The organism is Streptomyces sp. DSM 116793, from assembly GCF_057320905.1.
In genome coordinates, this window is sequence record NZ_CM170494.1 from 3,344,039 (window position 1) to 3,361,662 (window position 17,624).

Annotated in this window: 14 protein-coding genes; 3 read left to right on the forward strand and 11 right to left on the reverse strand. The window is 72.7% G+C overall.

Annotation, left to right across the window (positions count from 1 at the left end):
- Positions 1-46: 46 nt before the first annotated feature.
- From ACSMXW_RS13050 to ACSMXW_RS13065, 4 genes are all read right to left on the reverse strand, one after another.
- On the reverse strand, positions 47-745 hold the full coding sequence (locus ACSMXW_RS13050) for a protein kinase (protein WP_485806332.1): 699 nt from the start codon (positions 743-745) through the stop codon (positions 47-49).
- 65 nt (positions 746-810) lie between these two features.
- Positions 811-1,596: a radical SAM/SPASM domain-containing protein gene (locus ACSMXW_RS13055; protein ID WP_485806334.1), complete on the reverse strand. Its 786-nt coding sequence runs from the start codon at positions 1,594-1,596 to the stop codon at positions 811-813.
- A 223-nt stretch (positions 1,597-1,819) separates the two neighbouring features.
- Positions 1,820-2,068: a hypothetical protein gene (locus ACSMXW_RS13060; RefSeq protein WP_485806335.1), complete on the reverse strand. Its 249-nt coding sequence runs from the start codon at positions 2,066-2,068 to the stop codon at positions 1,820-1,822.
- Positions 2,065-2,391 carry a DUF6415 family natural product biosynthesis protein gene (locus ACSMXW_RS13065; RefSeq protein ID WP_485806337.1) on the reverse strand — a complete coding sequence of 109 codons (327 nt, stop codon included), beginning with the start codon at positions 2,389-2,391 and terminating at the stop codon, positions 2,065-2,067. The genes ACSMXW_RS13060 and ACSMXW_RS13065 overlap by 4 nt, the downstream gene beginning before the upstream one ends.
- A 290-nt stretch (positions 2,392-2,681) precedes the next feature.
- Between ACSMXW_RS13065 and ACSMXW_RS13070 the strand changes: the two genes are divergently transcribed.
- Positions 2,682-4,031 (forward strand): NsdA family TPR-like regulatory protein, encoded by a 1,350-nt coding sequence (locus ACSMXW_RS13070; protein WP_485806338.1) that lies wholly within the window; start codon positions 2,682-2,684, stop codon positions 4,029-4,031.
- Positions 4,032-4,237: 206 nt separating this feature from the next.
- Here ACSMXW_RS13070 and ACSMXW_RS13075 read toward each other — a convergent pair whose 3' ends face one another.
- From ACSMXW_RS13075 to ACSMXW_RS13095, 5 genes are all read right to left on the reverse strand, one after another.
- Entirely contained in the window at positions 4,238-5,158 is a 921-nt protein-coding gene (locus ACSMXW_RS13075; protein ID WP_485807985.1) for an ROK family protein, read from the reverse strand.
- Between the two features lie 302 nt (positions 5,159-5,460).
- A complete protein-coding gene (locus tag ACSMXW_RS13080; RefSeq protein ID WP_485806340.1) occupies positions 5,461-7,608 on the reverse strand; it encodes a dipeptide ABC transporter ATP-binding protein in 2,148 nt (715 codons plus the stop codon).
- A complete protein-coding gene (locus ACSMXW_RS13085; protein ID WP_485806341.1) occupies positions 7,605-8,519 on the reverse strand; it encodes an ABC transporter permease in 915 nt (304 codons plus the stop codon). The genes ACSMXW_RS13080 and ACSMXW_RS13085 overlap by 4 nt, the downstream gene beginning before the upstream one ends.
- Positions 8,516-9,475, reverse strand: a complete 960-nt coding sequence (locus ACSMXW_RS13090) for an ABC transporter permease (protein WP_485806342.1) — start codon at positions 9,473-9,475, stop codon at positions 8,516-8,518. Before ACSMXW_RS13090 ends, ACSMXW_RS13085 begins: the two co-directional genes overlap by 4 nt.
- A 106-nt stretch (positions 9,476-9,581) precedes the next feature.
- Complete coding sequence (locus ACSMXW_RS13095) at positions 9,582-11,396, reverse strand: peptide ABC transporter substrate-binding protein (protein WP_485806343.1); 1,815 nt, start codon at positions 11,394-11,396, stop codon at positions 9,582-9,584.
- Positions 11,397-11,706: 310 nt separating this feature from the next.
- On the opposite strand from ACSMXW_RS13095, the gene ACSMXW_RS13100 reads away from it, so the two are divergent.
- Both ACSMXW_RS13100 and ACSMXW_RS13105 read left to right on the forward strand, forming a co-directional pair.
- Positions 11,707-12,951: an ROK family protein gene (locus ACSMXW_RS13100; protein ID WP_485806345.1), complete on the forward strand. Its 1,245-nt coding sequence runs from the start codon at positions 11,707-11,709 to the stop codon at positions 12,949-12,951.
- Positions 12,952-12,996: 45 nt separating this feature from the next.
- The gene (locus ACSMXW_RS13105) at positions 12,997-14,526 is read left to right on the forward strand and encodes a M81 family metallopeptidase (protein WP_485806347.1); all 1,530 of its coding nucleotides are present in this window, start codon (positions 12,997-12,999) and stop codon (positions 14,524-14,526) included.
- A gap of 179 nt (positions 14,527-14,705) precedes the next feature.
- On the opposite strand, the gene ACSMXW_RS13110 is transcribed toward ACSMXW_RS13105, so the two are convergent.
- Together ACSMXW_RS13110 and ACSMXW_RS13115 are read right to left on the reverse strand one after the other, a co-directional pair.
- On the reverse strand, positions 14,706-16,100 hold the full coding sequence (locus tag ACSMXW_RS13110; RefSeq protein ID WP_485806348.1) for a hypothetical protein: 1,395 nt from the start codon (positions 16,098-16,100) through the stop codon (positions 14,706-14,708).
- Between the two features lie 670 nt (positions 16,101-16,770).
- The gene (locus ACSMXW_RS13115; RefSeq protein ID WP_485806350.1) at positions 16,771-17,583 is read right to left on the reverse strand and encodes an SDR family NAD(P)-dependent oxidoreductase; all 813 of its coding nucleotides are present in this window, start codon (positions 17,581-17,583) and stop codon (positions 16,771-16,773) included.
- Between the last annotated feature and the right edge of the window lie 41 nt (positions 17,584-17,624).

Here is a 17,624-nt window from a genome sequence, read left to right on the forward strand (position 1 = left end):
CCGGGCCCCGGGCCCCGTATCTCCAGGCGACCCGGAATCCTCGTGGTCAGGCTGCCGTGAGGCCACGGTGCACGGCCCAGGAGCGGGCGGCTTCCGCCATCGCGGAGAGCCACGAAGCGCCGGGCCGGCGTGCGGCATGGGCCGCGTACATCCGCACCGTCGCCGCGGCAAACGCATCGATGGCGCGGGGGTCCGCATGTGCCCAGCCGGGACACCCGGCTGCCCATTCCTCGGCGGATCCGGGACGGTGCCCGGCCGCCACGAGCTGCACGACGAAGCACGCGGGGTCGATGAAGGCCGCGCCGCGCGTCGGCCACGACCAGTCCACCGCCCACACGTCGCCATCGCCGATGATGATGTTGCTGGGATGGACGTCGGTGTACAGCAGCGTCTCGCCGCGGAGCAGCGCGGCTTCATCGTCGTCGACGAACCGGTCCCACCGTGTCTCCGGCCAGTTCCGGGCGATGTCCGGCAGCGCCAGGTCTCCGATGGCGGTGAGAAGACGGACGACGGAGGGAAGATCCGGAGAACGACGTCCGAAGTCCGACGACCGTCCCTCCACCGCCTGGAAGCCAAGCACGGTCCAGTCGTCGTCGTCCGCACACCACAGCAGAGGCGGAGCGAGGGGAGTCACGTACGGATTGACCAGCTTCTCCCTGACCAGGGAGTCCCGTCGGCCGCCGGGCCGGTTCCGCATCGCCTTGACGAAGAACGGCCCCTCGTCGCACACGACCAGGGTCGCCACATCCGAACCGTGTCCCGGCGTGATGGGGCGCGCCGTGCCATGGATGGCACCCGTGTGGGGGCTGATCAGTCTCCGAAAGCCTTCTCCCGGAAGAGACTCGTCCATCGCTCCTTCAATTCCGTGGACTGCACGAACTGCCCGGGAAACCGGCGAGACTCCTCGTCCTCGGGGTCCTCGTCACCGTCATCGTCGTCACCGCCACGGCGCGCGTGGCGAATGGCGCTCCGGGTACGGCGTGCGGCTTCACCACCGAGAATGTCCGCCAGCGGTGTGTCGTGGACGTTTCCGAAACTCAGCCAGCCGGAGAGAACGCAGGGAGAGACGTCACCTGTCGGGCTGACCGCTGCCTGACCGGAACCGCATCGGCCACAGAGGGCGGATGTATCCGGCTCCTGACCGTGCCTGCCCCGCCCGAACGGCCGAACTCGATCAACGTGGATCTCTTTGACACCCAGAGCCTCCAGATCGTGCCGGGCATCCGGAACGTCTTGGCTGTCGCCGTCGACGATGATGCCGACACGCAAGGGGATGCCGCGTCCGACGGCCTGCTCGATGTTCGCCCGAGTGTACCTGTGGCTGGTGCGTGCGCTGATCGCGTTGTGCTTCCCGGCGTCGGCCGAGTAGTAGGACGTGGCCAGGCGCAGCCCCTGCCGCTGGAACAGGTTCCAGTACCCGGCGGGGACATGTACCAGATTACTGAAGACCTCAGCAGTCATGCCGATGTCCAGAGCATGATCAGCCAGGTCCGAGAAGGCGGGGTGCATGGTCGGCTCTCCCCCGATGAACTGGACGTCGCGGATACCGTACTCGTTGGCTTCATCGAGCACACGAATCCAGTCCTCGGTCGTCATGTCTCCATGCTTGCCGTTCCGGACCGGACTCGTTATAGCAGTGCCTGCACTCCAGTTGGCACTTACGCGTCAGGTCCAGCCATAAACGCCCGAAGCCCGTCTCTTTCAGGGTCTCGCTCGATCCCGCTACGGTTGTCATACCTTTCCTTCCTTTGGTGCGCGAGGGTTCCAGGCCGTGTACGCATCGACTGATTTCCGGAATTGAATGCGTCGTCAGCTGCGATCAGAAGTGCGGTGCCGAGCGCTCTTCGTCGACGCGCAACCGCCTCTGGTTCGCCGCTGCGACCTCTTCTTCGGTGGCAGGCCTCAGGAGGTGCCGTCGGACGGTCATCTCACTCCGGTCGAGCTGGATCCTGAGCAGACCCACGCCCAGATCCATCACGACCTCGCCGCCCGTGAAGCCGTAGGACTCGGACGACACCCGGCCTCCCACCTCCAGCGGGTCCGGCTCCCTGCCGCTTGCCGCGCTCATACCGCCTCACCGGTCTGAGCAGGGACCAGCAGGCTGTGGTGGTCGCACAGCCACGCAAGCTCGTGGGCGAGGCTGCGGGCGTGCCGGGTCGAGGAGACCAGGCCCGGGCCCGGGTCGGCGTCGAGTACCACGCGGGCGTTGGCGACGGCGGTCAGAGCGCTGACCCGGACCGCGTGCTCGTCGGGTAGCCTCCGGGCCGCGTCCTCCACTTGCGGGATCAGAACCTTCAGGAAACCGCGCAGCCGTGCCGTCATCTCGTCCAGTTCGTCGAACCGCGGAAGCGGCGCATCAGCGTCGAGCAGTCCGGCCGCGGCAGCACGCATCCGTGCAATGTCCGGAGACTCACTCGTCAACGCAGTGGATAGAGCGTTACGTTCGTTCAAGTCGACTCCCTTGCAGTCGGCCGTGGCCCACGGGGCCGGTGACGCGGTCGCCGGGGCGCACGTCAAGAAGCACGTCTCTCGGGTGAGTGGGGCCCGGTGCTTCGGCCATGGCCAGGAGCTGGCCGAGACCACCGGGGCTCGCTGAAGATGTAACCGCTCGATCACCCTCCGCGGGTACCGTTGGAAGCCGGTGGGACCGTGAACGCCATGAACTCCGCGGGAGATGAGGCATGGCCACGAACAAGCGCACAGCCAACTCCGCCCTGGCGCGCCTGCTCGACCAGGCGAAGATGACGCGAACGCAGCTCGCGCAGCGTGTGAATCGGCTGGGGTCGCAAGCTGGCTTGGACCTCACCTACAGCCAGTCCACTGTTTCGCACTGGATCAGCGGTGCACGCCCGAAGCCTGAGGCCAGGGCCCTGATCATCGAGGCATTGTCGGCCGAGCTGGGTAGGCCGGTCACGCACGCCGAGGCGGGTCTCACGACCGCGCCGTCCGTCCTGGGCGCGGAGAGGTCAGACACCGTCGAAGAGTTGATCGACCTTGGAAGGGCGGATATGGATCCATCACGGCGTAATGCCCTTGCTACGGGCGTGTTCTCGGCGGCTCTGGCTGTCCCCGGGTTCTCCATCCCGGCGCACGCCGCCGAGCGCCCTGCGGGCTCGGGCAAGAAGACGGTTCGTATCGGTGCCTTGCAGGTCGCCGCGGTGCGCACCATGACGGAACGCATCGCGGACATCCTTGACGAACTCGGCGCAGGCCATGCACGGCCCATGGCCGCAGCCTTTCTCGTCAACACGGTCGGTCCCTGGCTGCGTGCACAAGCCAGCGGACGGGTCCGTCTCGACATGCTCGCCGCCGCCTCTGACCTGACCTACCTCACAGGGTGGATGGCCATGTACGAGAAGGCCCACGGCCTTGGACAGACCTACTACATCAAGGCACTGAAGCTGGCCCGCGAGGCTCAGGACCACGTGACCTACTGCCGGACACTGCGCGGCATGAGCTTGCAGGCCTCTAATCTTGGTTACGGCCGCAAGGCGCTGGAACTCGCCGATTCCGCAGCGGAAGCCGCACCCGCGGCGGGCCCTCGCCTGGTGGCCTTCCTGCGAGGACAGCAAGCACATGCGGCGAGCATGGTCGGCGATCGTCGGATGGCTCACACGCGGCTGCGCGAAGCCGAAGACGCGCTGTCCAAGGCCGACAACCGGCGCGATGCGATCGGTGGGTACGACCGAACGGCGTGGTTGTTCCACGTGTCGCACGTGCTGTACGAGGAGCGTGATCTGCCCGGCAGCATCAAGGCTCTCCAGCAATCGATCAAGGTGCAGCCCGAGGTGGAGCGACAAGGCCGCGTGCACGCATACGCGTTGCTCGCCCAACGGCAGTACGCGCACGGGCACCTGGAGGCGTCCTGCGACTCATGGGGACGGTTTCTCCATGAGTACGAACACGTCTCGTCCGCACGGGGTGACGACCATTTCGCGACGATGCGCGCGCAACTCAACCGGCACGCGGGCGCGCGGCCAGTGCGGGAACTGACGGAACGCGCCCGCGACGTCGCGGCGCTGAAGAGCTGACCGGCGACTCGGGAACGCGGCCTCCACCGGTCTCGGTGCGGGTGGACCGCATAAGGGCCGGCAGACCGGGACAAGCGCGCGGCCCCGGCCCAGCGCGCGGCCACGCTTCCAGCCGGCGCGGCGCGCCGGAGGAAGGGCCTCGGCTGCGCACACCACATGCCACGGCCGTCCGCCGGGGCAGGCCGCGCCCGGGGCGCGCCCCGGCCTCACACCCCCCGTGCCGCCCCCGCGCCCAGCTCCCGCCGGGCCCGCGACGCCGCGCCAACGGCGACCGCTCGGCTGCCGAGGCGGGTGCGTACGACGCGGATCGGGTGGCCGCTGACCGGGGGCTCCGCGGCGAGTGCGGCGCGGATGAGGGGGGCGAGGAGGGGCCAGGCGCGGCTGACGCCGCCGCCGATCACCGCGGTCGTGATGTCCGCGAGGCCCGCGGTGATCAGGAGCGCGCGGGCGATCGCCGCGCCGGCCGCCTCGAAGACGGCGACGGCGTCCGGGTCGTCCCGGGCACCCGCCTCCGCGACCTCCCGGGCGGTGCGGTGGCGTCCGGTCCGCTCGGCGTACCGCGCGGAGATCGACCGTCCGGACGCCAGCGTCTCCAGGTGGCCGCGGCCCCCGCACGTGCAGGGCAGGTCCCCGAAGCCGGGGATGTGCCCGATCTCGCCGGCGGCGCCGTGCGGTCCGTCGAGCAGGGCGCCGTCCACCCAGAGCGCCCCGCCGACGCCGGTGCCGAGGGTCATCCCCAGCACATGGGTCTCGCCCGCGACGGCGCCCTTGGTCGCCTCGCCGCGCAGGAACGCGTTGACGTCGTTGTCGAGGAAGGCCGGCACACCGAGCGCCGCCTCGACGGTGTCGGTCACCGGGAAGCCGGCCCACTCGTGGAAGGAGTCGCTGGCGACGAGGACGCGGCCGGCCCGTGCGTCCACGACGCCCGCCGCACCCACCCCGACACCGGCCAGCCGGAACCCGGCCGTCTCCAGCAGCTCCCGCAGGGCGTCCAGCGCGGCGCCGACCATCGCCTTGCCGCCCTCGGCCGCGGGGGTGGGCACCTCGGTGCCGCCGACCACGGTGAGGTCGGCGGTGCAGAGCACCACCTGCGTGGTGGTGCCGCCGATGTCGACGCCGGCGAACACCTCGGGCCCCTGGCGCCACGCGGGCACTCCGGGTGCCGGGCCGGGCGCCGGTGCCTCGGGCGGCACGCCGTGCGCCGGCTCCTCGGACACCGAACCGGGCGCCCCCACCTCGGGCGGCACCCCGCGCCCCGGCTCCCCGGACACCGGGCCGCCCGCCGCCTCCGCCGGCACACCCCGCCCCCGCACCTCGGACACCGGGCCGCCCGCCGGAACCACCGCCGGCACACCCCGCCCCGGCGCCTCGGGCACCGGGCCGGGCCCCGGGGACGCGTCGTGCGTGCCCCGGGCCGGGGATGTGTCGCTCACTCCCCGGCCGCCGTCCTGCCCGCGGCGAGCGCGGCCTGCCGTGCCGTGCGCCGGCGGCGCTGGAGCACCGGGTCCGGCACGGGCACGGCCGCGATCAGCCTTCGGGTGTAGTCCGTGTCGGGGTGGAGCAGCGTGGTAGCGGTGCTGCCCTGCTCCTCGATACGTCCCGCGCGCATCACGACGACGCGCTGCGCGAAGTGCTGGACGACGGCGAGGTCGTGGGAGACGAACAGGCAGGCGAAGCCGAACTCGTCCTGCAACTCGCCCACCACCTCCAGCACCGCCGCCTGCACGCTGACGTCGAGCGCGCTGGTCGGCTCGTCGGCGACCAGCAGCCGGGGTTCGAGGACCAGGGCGCGGGCCAGGCTGACCCGCTGGCGCTGGCCGCCGGACAGCTCGCGCGGCGCCCGGTTCGCCAGCGCCCGGGGCAGGTGGACGCGTTCGAGGGCGTCCGCGACCCGGGCCCGGCGCTCGGCCCCCGACATCCGGACCTTGTGCACGTACAGCGGCTCGGCGACGCACTCCGCGACGCTCATCCGCGCGTCGAGCGAGGCCACCGGGTCCTGTAGCACCACCCCGACGCCGGCGAGCAGGGCGCGGCGGGCGCGGCCGCGGGACCTGCGGAGGTCCGCGCCGAAGAGCTCGACGGATCCGGCGGACGGCTGGACGAGCCCGAGCGCGACCCGGGCCGCGGTGGACTTGCCGGAGCCCGACTCGCCGACCAGGCCGACGGTCTCGCCCGCCCGCACGGTCAGCGTCACGCCGTCGAGCGCCTGCACGGCCCCCGGCCCCCGCCCGAACCGCACGGACACCCCGCGCAGGGCGACCACGGTGTTCCCGGGGGTGCCGGGGGTGCCGGGGGTGCCGGGGGTGCCGGGGGTGCCGGGGCCGTCGGCGGCGCCGTCGTGTCCGGGGGCGCCGGTGGCTGCCGCGGTGCCGCGGTGTCCGGCGGTACCGGTGGCTGCCGCGGTGCCGCGGTGTCCGGCGGTACCGGTGGCTGCCGCGGTGCCGCGGTCTCCGGCAGGGCCCGTGTCCCCGGCCGGCACCGGCTCCTGGACGGCGGTGGGCCCGGCGGCCGGCCCGGCGGTGGGCCCGGCGGCCGGCCCGGCGCCGGCACCGGACGGCGGCTCGGCGGCCGACCCGGACGGCGGCTCGGCCGCCGACACGGTATCCGCCCCGTCGGCGCGCCCGGCGGGCGACGTGGAAGCGCCCTCCGCGACCACCCCCGAACCGCCCTCCGCGACCGCCCCCGAACCGCCCTTGGCGACCGCGCCGGAGCCGCCCTCCGGCACCGCCGCGGAGCCGCCCTCCGCCACCGCCAGCCGCGGCACCGCCCCCAGCAGCCGCTTGGTGTAGTCGTGCCGCGGGCGCAGCAGGACCTCCTCGACGGGGCCGGTCTCGACGATCTCGCCGTCGAGCATGACGGCGACCCGGTCGGCGAAGTCCGCGACCACGCCCATGTTGTGGGTGACGAGCAGCACGCCGGTGCCGGAGTCGGCGGCGAGGGCCCGCAGCAGGTCCAGGATCTCCGCCTGCACGGTGACGTCGAGCGCGGTGGTCGGCTCGTCCGCGATCAGCAGGCGGGGGCTGTTGGCGATCGCCATGGCGATGACCACGCGCTGCCGCTGGCCGCCGGAGAGCTGGAACGGGAAGGCGGACGCGCGCTGCTGCGGGTCGGGGATGCCGACGCGGCGCAGCAGGTCGACGGCCTCCCGCGCGGCCTCGCGGGCCGGCACCGTCCGGTGGTTGCGGATCACCTCGGCGATCTGCGCGCCGACCCGCGTCAGCGGGTCGAGCGCGGTGGCGGGCTCCTGGAACACCATCGACGCCGCCCGGCCGCGCAGCCGGGCGAGGTCGGCCTCGGGGGTGCCGACGACCTCCCGGCCGCCGACGGTGGCGGAGCCGGTGGCGCGGGCGTTGGAAGGCAGCAGTCCCATCGCGGCGAGCGCCACGGTGGACTTGCCGGAGCCCGACTCGCCGACCAGGGCGAGGGTCTCGCCGGGCGCGATGTCCAGGGAGACACCGCGGACGGCGGGCACGTCACCGGTCTCGGTGGTGAAGGTGACGCCGAGGCCGGCGAGCGTGAGGATCGGCTCGGCGGCGGTGCCCCCGGTCGTCCCGTTGGTCTTCGTGGCGGCGGTCATCCGCGTCCCCTCACGTCGAAGGCGTCCCGCAGCCCGTCGCCGATGGCGTTGAACGCGCACACCACGAGGATGATGGCGAGGCCGGGCGGCACGATCAACCACCAGCGGCCCGAGTAGGCGGCCGTGAGGCCGGAGGAGAGCATGCCGCCCCAGTCGGTGGACGGCGGCTGCACGCCGAGGCCCAGGTAGGAGACGTAGGCGACGAGCAGGATGGCGTCGGCGACCTGGAAGGTGGCCGCGACGACGATGGTGGAGACCGAGTTCGGCAGGATGTGCCGCAGGATCGCCCGGCTGTGGGTGCCGCCGATGGCGCGCAGCGTCAGGATGTAGTCCCGGTTCTTCAGCGTGAGCGTCTCGGCCCGGATGAGACGGGACGGCACCAGCCAGGACACCAGGCCCAGGATGAGGATGAGGCCGCCGATGCCGGGCGTCGAGATCGCGGAGACCACGAGCAGGATGAACAGCGCGGGGATCGCGATGCCGGCGTCGACGATGCGCATCATGACCGCGTCGGTCCAGCCGCCCGCGTAGCCGGCCGCGGAGCCCCAGAGGGTGCCGATGACGGTCGCGAGGACACCGGCCGCGATGCCCACCAGCAGGGACACCTTGCCGCCGAACATCAGCCGGCCCAGCTCGTCGTGGCCGACCGCGTCGGTGCCGAGCAGATGGGCACCACTGGGCGGCAGGTTCACCTGCGTGAGGGTGGTGTGGGTCTGGTCGGTGGCGTACAGAAGCGGGCCGATGAAGCAGAACAGCACGAAGAACACGACCACCGCGAGCCCCGCGACGGCGAGCCGGTTGCGGGCGAAGCGGCGCAGGGCGAGGCGGACGCCGGAGCTTGCGGCCACTGCCTCGGGCACGCCGGGCGGCCGGACACCGGGGGCCTGGCCCGGTTGGAGGACGGCGCTCATGACGTGCCTGCCTTCACTCGGGGGTCGATGAACCGTTGGAGGACGTCGGCGAGCAGGGTGCCGACGACGGTGGCGACGGAGATGACGAGGACGCAGCCGAGCAGCACCGGGTAGTCGGAGGACTGCGCGGCGCTCCAGAACAGCAGGCCCATGCCCGGGTAGTTGAAGAGCTGCTCGACCACGAGCGAGCCGCCGAAGAGCACGGGCACGTAGTAACCGAGCATCGCCACCACCGGCGTGAGGGAGTTGCGGAACACGTGCCGCCAGAGGATCGCCCGCTGCCGTGAGCCGCCGGCGCGGGCGGTCCTGACGTAGTCCTCGGAGAGGTTCTCCAGGGTCGCCGCGCGCATGTACCGGCTGAACACGGCCACCATGGAGGTGGCGCCCGCGATCACCGGCAGGACCAGCGCGTTGGAATCGGCGAAGACCTGCCCGAGCGAGTCGCCCTGCGGCGCCTGGGACGGGAACCAGGGCAGCAGCTGGGTGAAGACCAGCACCAGGATCAGCCCCAGGAAGTACACCGGCGTCGAGTAGGCGACGAAGCTCAGGGTGGTGATCACGTAGTCGGTGGGCTTGTTGCGCCGCACCGCCTGCCACATGCCGAGCGGGACCGCCAGGACCAGCCCGACGATCGCGGAGAGCACGGTGAGCACCAGCGTCTTCGGCAGCCGTTGCGCGATGAGCTGGGACACCCCTTCGTTGAGCGTGTAGGACGTGCCCAGGTCACCGTGGAAGAGCGTGCGCAGGTAGTACGCGTACTGCACGGGCAGCGGCTTGTCGAGGCCCTGCTCGTGGTTGAACTGCGCGATCTGCTGCGCGGTCGCCTGGGGGCCCAGGATGCCGCGGGCCGGGCCCCCGGGGAGCGCGTGCAGGAGGCAGAACACCACCACCGTCACGATGAGGATCACCACGACGGCCTGGAGGACCCGCCTGGTCAGGTAGAGGAGGTTGGCCATGGGACTTCCGGTCGGTGGGGCGCGGTGGTGCGGGGGCGGCCGAGCGGGCCCACCCGGCCGAGGACGTGCCCTCGGCCCGGCGGGCCCACTGCTCCGTCGGGCGTGCTCACTTGTTCCACTTCCACTGGGCCGGGTGGAACTCCGCGAGCGAGTCCTGGAAGAACCCGGTCAGGCGGCCGTTGACGACCGAGATCTGGTAGTCCGGCTCGGGCAGCCACACCACCGGCAGGTCCTTGGCGAGCGCCGCGCTGTAGTCCTGCATCGCCTTCGGCGAGTCGGACGTGGTGGACGCGTCGATCAGCTTGTCGACCTCGGGGTTGGAGTAGTTGCCGAAGTTCGAGCCGCCCTTGCTCTGGAAGAGCGAGTCACCGGTCGGGTAGGCCGGGAAGTACCAGCTGCCGGCGGTGCCGAAGAACGAGAGCTGCCACTTGCAGATCGGCTGGTCCTTGGTGCACTGCGGGGTCTGGGAGAGCACCGAGTTCACGGGCGCGGTCTTGATGGAGAGCTTGATCCCGGTCTTCTCCAGCGAGGACTGGATCGCGCTCATCATGTTGTCGGTGACGGTGGAGCCGGACTGCGACAGCAGCTGCATCTGGAACTTCGTGCCCGCCTTCACGCCCTCGCCGCACGCGGAGTCACCGCTGCCGGGCGTGGTGCAGGTCAGCACGCCGTTCTGGAGGGTCCAGCCGTGGCTGGTGAGCAGTTCCTTGGCCTTGCTCGTGGAGAACGGGTAGGGGTTCTCCTTCTGCTCCTTCGAGAGGAACGAGGACAGCTGCGCCTGCGGGACGGGGCCGTAGCCGGGCACCGCGGTGCCGCCCCAGACGACCTTGGCCAGGGTGGTCTGGTCGATGGACTCCTGGATCGCCTGGCGGGCGTAGAGCTGCTTGAAGACGGGCCCCATGGTGGGGTTGTTGAAGTTGTACGGCAGGTAGGTGATCGCCCAGCCCGTCCAGGGCTTGATCTTGTAGCCCTGGGTGGTGAACTGGCCCTTCTCGTCCAGGTCGGTGGCGTCGATGTAGCCGTAGTCGACGCGCCCGGAGCGCAGCGCGTTCTTCTCGGCGTCCGTGGTGGTGAACGGCAGCAGGTTCACGGTGGCGATGCTGGGCTTCTCGCCGCCGTCGTACTTCTTGTTGGCGGTGAGGACGACCTTGCCCGCGGTGGAGAACGACTTGATCGCGTAGGGCCCGCTGATCGTCTTCCACAGCGGGTCGGAGGCGTACTGGGCGATGTGCTTCGCGGCGCCGTTGAGGTAGGTCCACACCTGCTTGGCGCCGGTGGCCGTGCGGTCGGCGTCGGACACCTTCGCCGCGTCGCCCGTCTTGTCCCAGGCGTGCTGCGGCATGGGCGTGATCTGGCTGAGCTCGTTGGCCAGCATCCACTGGCTGTTGTAGGCCTTGTCGAACGTGAGGGTGAAGTGTGTCGCGTCGACCGTCTTGAACGACGTCCAGTTGTCCGGCGCCTTGCCGGGGCTGTAGCCGGCCCACTGGGCCTTGTTGGCCTTGACGACGTTGTACCAGAACTCCACGTCGCGGGAGGTGACCGGCTTGCCGTCGCTCCAGTGCCGGTCGCCGAGGGTGACGGTGACGCTCTTGCCGTCCTTGGCGAAGTCGGCGGCGGTGGCTATGGAGCCGTTCTTGTTCCAGGCGATCTTCCCGGTGGAGCCGTCGTAGGCGACGAGCGGCTCCCAGAGGCTGGCGATGATCGCGTTGTTGTTGGTGTTGAGGTGCGCCGCGGTCCCGATGGGCAGGATCCAGTTCGGGGTGAAGTTGGCGGGCAGCGCGTAGTTGACGGCGTCGGACGACGAACCGGACGACGAACCGCTCGTCCCGGAGCAGCCCGCGAGCAGCGCGCCCGCTGAGACAAGGGCACCGGCGAGGATCGCCGGACGGCGCCGGCGGGCCACCGTGGCAGCAAGGAACATGGCTCTCCTCTTCAGGAGTGAACGGGCCCGGTACGTCCGCCGGGAACCTGGGTGACACGCGTGAGCAGCGTGTTGGCTGAGCCAGTCAACGACCATAAGGGCCGAAGAAACAAACGGGAAGTCGTAAAAAGTAAGTTTCTGCTGTGCCAAAAAAAGACACCTGGGGCGGACGAGGTATCCCGTTCAGACCATTTCGCCCAGATTAGTTCTTTCGTATTCGGGCTGATCATCTGTCTGTTGAGAGCTACGCTCCCCCCATCGTGGGAGTGGTTCCCGCGCCCCGACCCCGCCGGCGGAAGTTACTGCGTCCATGGATGAAAAAAGCGCGTCCCAGCGGAGGAGCACCACCGGTGCCACCTCCGTGGCCATGCGCATCCTCGAACTGCTCGCCTCCGGGCAGGCGGAGTCACGCACCGAGCTGGCCGACCTCACGGGCGCGGCGCCGTCCACCATCTCGCTCACCGTCGGCCAGCTCGTGGCGCACGGGCTCGTCGCGGAGCAGGGCACCCGCTCCTCCACCGGCGGGCGCCCCAGGAAGGTGCTCCGGCTGGGCGGCTCGGACGGGTACGTGGTCGCCGCGGACCTCGGCAGCCGGCACGCCCGGGTGGGCGCGGTGCTGCCGGGCGGCGGTCTCACGGACGTGGCAACCGTGCCGCTGATGATCGAGGAGGGGCCCGAGGCGGCGCTGCCGCGGCTCGCTCAGACGCTGGAGGAGCTGGCCGGGCGCCGCGGCCGCGACCTGATGAAGGGCGTCGGCTTCTCCCTCCCCGGTCCCGTGGACATCGCCTCCGGGATGGTGACCCTGCCGTCCAGGATGCCGGGCTGGCACCGGTTCCCCGTCCGGGACTGGCTCCAGGAGCGGTTCGGGGTGCCGGCCGCCGTCGACAACGACGCCAACTGCATGGCCGTCGGCGAGCACAGCGCCCAGCCCGCCGGGCGGCGGCAGTCGATCACGGTGAAGATGGGCTCCGCGATAGGCGCCGGCGTCATCGCCGAGGGCCGGCTGTACCGGGGCGCGACCGGCGCCGCGGGCGACATCACGCACGTCCGGATCGAGGCCGCGGACGACCGGCCCTGCTCCTGCGGGAACACCGGCTGCCTGGAGACGCTGGCCTCCGGCGCCGCGCTGGTGCGGATCCTGCGCGAGCAGGGCGTGGCGGCCGACTCGCTTCAGGACGTCGTCCGGCTCGCGTCGGACGGCGACCCGCGGAGCACCCTCGCCGTCCGCCAGGCCGGCCGCCACCTGGGCACGGTGCTGGCCGCCAACGTCAACTTCTTCAACCCGGACGCCGTGTACCTGGGCGGCATCCTGTCCACGCTGGAACCCCTCGTCGCCGCCGTGCGCAGCCGGCTCTACGAGGCCTGCCACCCGCTGGTCACGGAGCACCTGGTGATCGAGCGGGCCAGCCTCGGCGCCGATGCCGGCCTGGTGGGCGCCGGCCAGTTCGCGCTGCAGAGCGCGCTGTCGCACGCCCTGGAGGCCATCACCCCGCCCACCACCGGCAGCGCCCGCCCGCGTTCCGCGCCGCACCGCGGCCGGGACGCCGACGGCTGACGGCGAGCCCCCGTCAGAGCTGACGGCGAACCCCGAAGAGGAGCCATGCCAGAGCCACACCCCCGCACCCCCGTCGCCCACCCCGTGATCGCCATCGCCGGGCTCGGCATCGAGTCGTCCACGTTCTCACCCGCCCGCACCGAGGCCCCCGCCTTCCACCCGCTGCGCGGCGACGACGTCCTCACCCGTTATCCGTTCCTCGCGCCCGGCGAGCCGCTGCGCGAGGCGGCCGACTGGCGCGGGGCGCTCGTCGGCAAGTCGCTGCCGGGCGGCACGGTCACCGCCGGGGCGTTCGCGGAGCTCTCCGACGAGCTGATCGAACGGCTCGCGGCGCTGCCGCCCGTGGACGGCCTCTGGTACGACATCCACGGCGCCATGTCGGTGGAGGGCCTGGACGACCCCGAGGCGGTCCTGCTGGCCAGGATCCGCGAGACGGTCGGCCCCGACGTGATCGTCTCCACCTCGATGGACCTGCACGGCAACGTCTCCCGGGAGCTGGCGCACCGCAGCGACCTGATCACCTGCTACCGGATGGCGCCGCACGAGGACGCCATGGAGACCAAGGAGCGGGCCGCGCGGAACCTGGTCGACCTGCTGGCCTCCGGCGCGCCCCGCCCCGTCAAGGCCTGGGTGCCGGTGCCGGTGCTGCTGGCCGGCGAGCAGACGTCCACCCGGATCGAGCCGGCCCGCGGCGTGTACGCGGCGGTCGCCGAGGTGGAGGCCGCGGACGGGGTCACCGACGCCGCCATCTGGGTCGGCTACGCCTGGGCGGACGAGCCCCGCAACCGCGCCGCGGTCGTCGTCACCGGACCCGGCGAGGAGGCGGTGGCCGCCGGCGCCGAGCGGCTGGCCCGCGGCTTCTGGGATGCCCGGCACGCCTTCGGCTTCGTCGCGCCGACCGGGACGCTCGACGAGTGCCTGGCGGCCGCCCTGGCCTCCCCCGCCCGGCCCTACTTCATCAGCGACACCGGCGACAACCCGACCGCGGGCGGCGCCGGCGACGTCACCTGGACCCTGCACCGGCTCCTTCAGCGCCCGGAGTTCACCGCGGAGGACGGGCCGACCGTCCTCTACGCCTCGGTGCCGGGGCCGAAGGCCGTGGCGACGGCGGTGGCGGCGGGCGTCGGCGCGGAGGTCACCGTGACCGCGGGCGCGGAGGTCGACGACCGGCACGCCGGGCCGGTCACCCTGACCGGTGTGGTGCACGCGATCAAGCACGGCGACCGCGACGCGCGCACCGAGGTGGTGCTGCGGGTGGGCGGCCTGCACGTGATCGTCACGGAGCTGCGCAAGCCGTACCACCACGAGAAGGACTTCACCGACCTGTCGCTCGACCCGCGCGGCGCCGACCTGGTGATCGTCAAGATCGGGTACCTGGAGCCGGAGCTGTTCGCGATGGCCGCCGACTGGAAGATGGCGCTCACCCCCGGCGGGGTCGACCAGCACCTGGTCCGGCTCGGCCACCACCGCATCCGGCGCCCCATGTTCCCCTTCGACGCGGACATGCCCGAGCCGGACCTCACGGCCCGGATCATCCCGCCGTCGAACGCGCCGCTCACCGGGCGCGACGAGTGAGACCCCGGCCGGACGGGTGAGGTGAGCGGCCCCCGTCCGGCCGGTCAGGCCCCCGTGGGGCGGTGCCGGCGGCGCCGCCCCACGGGGGATTCAGCGCGGTGCGCCCTCTCCCGGCGCCGCCGGCACCGCTCGACGCCAGGCCGGCGCCTTGCCGCCCGGCCGGTGCCGGCACCCGGCCGTCACCGCTTGACCAGCGGTTCGAAGGCCGCCCGCACATCGCCGTCGTCCGCCTCGACCTGCACGTCCGACGGCGGCCCGATGTCCACGTAATAGGTGCTGTAGTGCAGGGTGCGCGGGCAGCTCGTGCCGCTGATCTGCACCTTTCGGTCCGCCACCCGCTTCCCCGTGCGCAGCTCGTACACCTTCACCGGGATGGCGATCTTGTGGAACGTCACCTGGGTGGGGAAGCCCTTCAGGGTGTGTTCGTTCTCGTACGGGCAGGTCCGCACGGCGGTGCCGTCCTCCGCCTCGCCCGCGCAGACGACCAGCACGGCGTGGGCGGGGTCGGTGGTGCGCCAGGAGCCCGGGAGCCTGTCCGTGTACGCGTTGCCGAAGAACATCGCGCGGTTGGTGCCCTTGCCGGGGGCCTTGGCGCCGCTGTACCTGGCGGGTTTCGAGCAGTACTCGGGCTGGAGGTCGGTGGGGCCTTCCAGGAGGCTCCTCACGTTCGCCAGCTCGATGGAGAGGGTGGCCTTGTGGACGCCGCTCTTCGCCGCGGCCGTGTGCGTGTCGTGCGGGTACTGGTCGAGCAGTTGCCGGTAGCGCGCCCGTGCGGCCCGCCAGTCCTTCTCCGCCATCAGGTCGTCCGCGCAGCCGACGAGCGCCGCGGGGGCGGTGTGCGCGGCGGTCCGCGCGGAGGTGTCCAGGACGTCGTGGCTCGGGCCGCGGTGGCGCAGCCAGTCGGTCACGGTGACGGTGTCGCACGGGTCCTCGGCGGGCAGCCCGCGCAGGAACCGGTCCAGGACCGTCTCGACGACGTGCTCGTTGCCGGGCTCGGCGAGGACCGCGGAGAGGGTGCCGAAGCCGGCGCTCAGCGCCCGGGTGTCCCCGGTGAGGGCGGTCGTCAGCCGCCGGCCCGCCGCCGCCAGCCGCCGGCACGCGTCGGCGGTGCGGTCGTCGCGGGCGGCCAGCGGGGCGTCCGCGAGGCGGTTGCCGAACCACACCCGGTCCTGGGCGGCCAGCACCCCGGCGCAGTCGCCGCTCTCCCGGGCCGACCCGACGCCGTCCCCGATCCGGTCCGCGTCGAACCTCAGCAGGCCGGCGGCGAGCAGGACAGGGAGCGTGACGCAGAGCGGGACGAAGCGCTGCCTACGCGACACGCCGCCCGGGTGGACCGGGCCGCGCCGGCCGCGCGCCAGGAACCAGCCGTGCGCGGTGCAGGCCGCCCACCATGCCAGGACGGCGATCTCGCACCACGGTGCGGCGACGGAGAGCAGCACGGCGGCGAGCGCGACTGTGCCCAGCGCCGCGGCGGCGGCGAGCCTTCCGCGGCCCAGCAGGAGGTAGCCGATGCCGAACGCGGAGGCGTTCCCGACGGCGACGGCCAACGGATCGGCAGGCCGGCCGTCGCGCACGGGGGCGCCCGGCGGGGTGCCCGGTGGGCGGTACGCAGGGGTGCCCGGCGGGCGGTACGGCGGGGTGCCCGGCGGGGCGTACGGCGGAGCATCCGCTGAGGCGTCCGCCGGGGGCTCCGGGTGCTCCGGGTGCTCCGGGGGCCCTGGGGGCCCTGGGGGCGGGCCCGGAGGCATGGGTGGCGGGGCGGCGGGCGGTGCGGGCGGGTGGGGCGGAGGAGTGCCGGAGGGCTTGGGCGGCGGTTCGGGTTCGGGCCCGGGCCCGGTGTGCGTCGGGACGTCCATCCTCGTCTCCCCCTGTTCGCGGAACGGCTGGGCGCACCGGCATTGTCGGCGGCCACCCCCGGGAGGGGTCCCCGCCTCCGGTAACCGCACGGTGAGGGGCCGCACGGAAGGGGCGCGGGGAACCGCGCGCGCACCCCACCACCGGCCGGTGGTCCGGGCTCAGGCGGACGCGCGCCGCCCGGGCGAGCGGAGACTGCCCCTCCGGGACGGTGGCACCCCGGCGGCTCCCGTCGTGGCTGGTCGCGCCCGCGCGGGGGAGCCGCACATCGACACGGTCCCGCGCCCCTGTCGAGGCGCAGCACCGTCTTGCAGGGGGCGCGGGGCAGCACCCGACCGCAAGGCTGCGTGGGCCGCGGCCGCACCCGACCGCAGGGCCCCGCGGGCCCGTTCAGCCGGGCAGCCCGGGGAGCCGCATCGCCCGGTTCAGGCCCAGGTTGCTCGCGAGCAGGCCGCCGTCGGCCGGGAGCGTCACCCCGGTGATCCAGGACGCGTCCGGGGAGGCGAGGAAGGCGACGGCGGCGGCGATGTCCTCGGGGCGGCCGACGCGGCCCAGCGGGTAGTGGGCGGCGGCCCGCTCCAGGATCTCGCGGCGGCCGTCCCACGCATGGGTGTCGATGGTGCCGGGCGCCACCAGGTTGACGCGCACCCCGCGCGGGGCGCACTCCACCGCGAGGGTGCGGGTGAGGGAGGCGAGGGCGGCCTTGGCGGCGCTGTAGGCGTGGTCGCCGAAGGAGCGTTCGCCGTTGACCGAGCCGACGTTGACGATCGCGCCGCGCCCGCCCGCCGCGGCCAGCCGGGGCAGCGCGGCGCGTATGCAGCGGAAGGCTCCGTTCAGGGTGACGTCGAGGTCCTGGTGCCAGGGGGCGTCTTCGTGGTCCTCGAAGCGTTCGGGGCCGGGGTGGCAGGCGTAGGCGTTGTTGACGAGCACGTCGAGCCCGCCGAAGGCGTCCACCGCGCGGGCCACGGCCGCCTCCACCGCGGCGCGGTCCGCGACGTCGCAGGCGGCCGGCTCAGCGGTGCCGCCCGCGGCGCGGATCGCGCCGGCCACCCGCTCGGCGCGGCCCGCCTCCAGATCGGTGACCAGGACGCGGGCTCCCTCCGCCGCGAACCGCCGCGCGGTGGCCTCGCCGATGCCCTGGCCGGCTCCGGTGATGAGGACGGCCCAGCCGTCGAATCGTCGTGCGGGTGTGGTGATGTCCATGGCCGGATGGTGCCACGCGGGGCTCCGCCCCGGCCCGCCGT

What these genes read in the sequence shown, in the direction of transcription:
- ACSMXW_RS13055 (WP_485806334.1), bottom strand. Translation starts at nt 1,596, where the DNA reads ATGACGACCGAGGACTGGATTCGTGTGCTCGATGAAGCCAACGAGTAC.
- ACSMXW_RS13090 (WP_485806342.1), bottom strand. Translation starts at nt 9,475, where the DNA reads ATGGCCAACCTCCTCTACCTGACCAGGCGGGTCCTCCAGGCCGTCGTG.
- ACSMXW_RS13115 (WP_485806350.1), bottom strand. Translation starts at nt 17,583, where the DNA reads ATGGACATCACCACACCCGCACGACGATTCGACGGCTGGGCCGTCCTC.
- ACSMXW_RS13065 (WP_485806337.1), bottom strand. Translation starts at nt 2,391, where the DNA reads ATGCGTGCTGCCGCGGCCGGACTGCTCGACGCTGATGCGCCGCTTCCG.
- ACSMXW_RS13085 (WP_485806341.1), bottom strand. Translation starts at nt 8,519, where the DNA reads ATGAGCGCCGTCCTCCAACCGGGCCAGGCCCCCGGTGTCCGGCCGCCC.
- ACSMXW_RS13080 (WP_485806340.1), bottom strand. Translation starts at nt 7,608, where the DNA reads ATGACCGCCGCCACGAAGACCAACGGGACGACCGGGGGCACCGCCGCC.
- ACSMXW_RS13105 (WP_485806347.1), top strand. Translation starts at nt 12,997, where the DNA reads ATGCCAGAGCCACACCCCCGCACCCCCGTCGCCCACCCCGTGATCGCC.
- ACSMXW_RS13095 (WP_485806343.1), bottom strand. Translation starts at nt 11,396, where the DNA reads ATGTTCCTTGCTGCCACGGTGGCCCGCCGGCGCCGTCCGGCGATCCTC.
- ACSMXW_RS13070 (WP_485806338.1), top strand. Translation starts at nt 2,682, where the DNA reads ATGGCCACGAACAAGCGCACAGCCAACTCCGCCCTGGCGCGCCTGCTC.
- ACSMXW_RS13060 (WP_485806335.1), bottom strand. Translation starts at nt 2,068, where the DNA reads ATGAGCGCGGCAAGCGGCAGGGAGCCGGACCCGCTGGAGGTGGGAGGC.
- ACSMXW_RS13100 (WP_485806345.1), top strand. Translation starts at nt 11,707, where the DNA reads ATGGATGAAAAAAGCGCGTCCCAGCGGAGGAGCACCACCGGTGCCACC.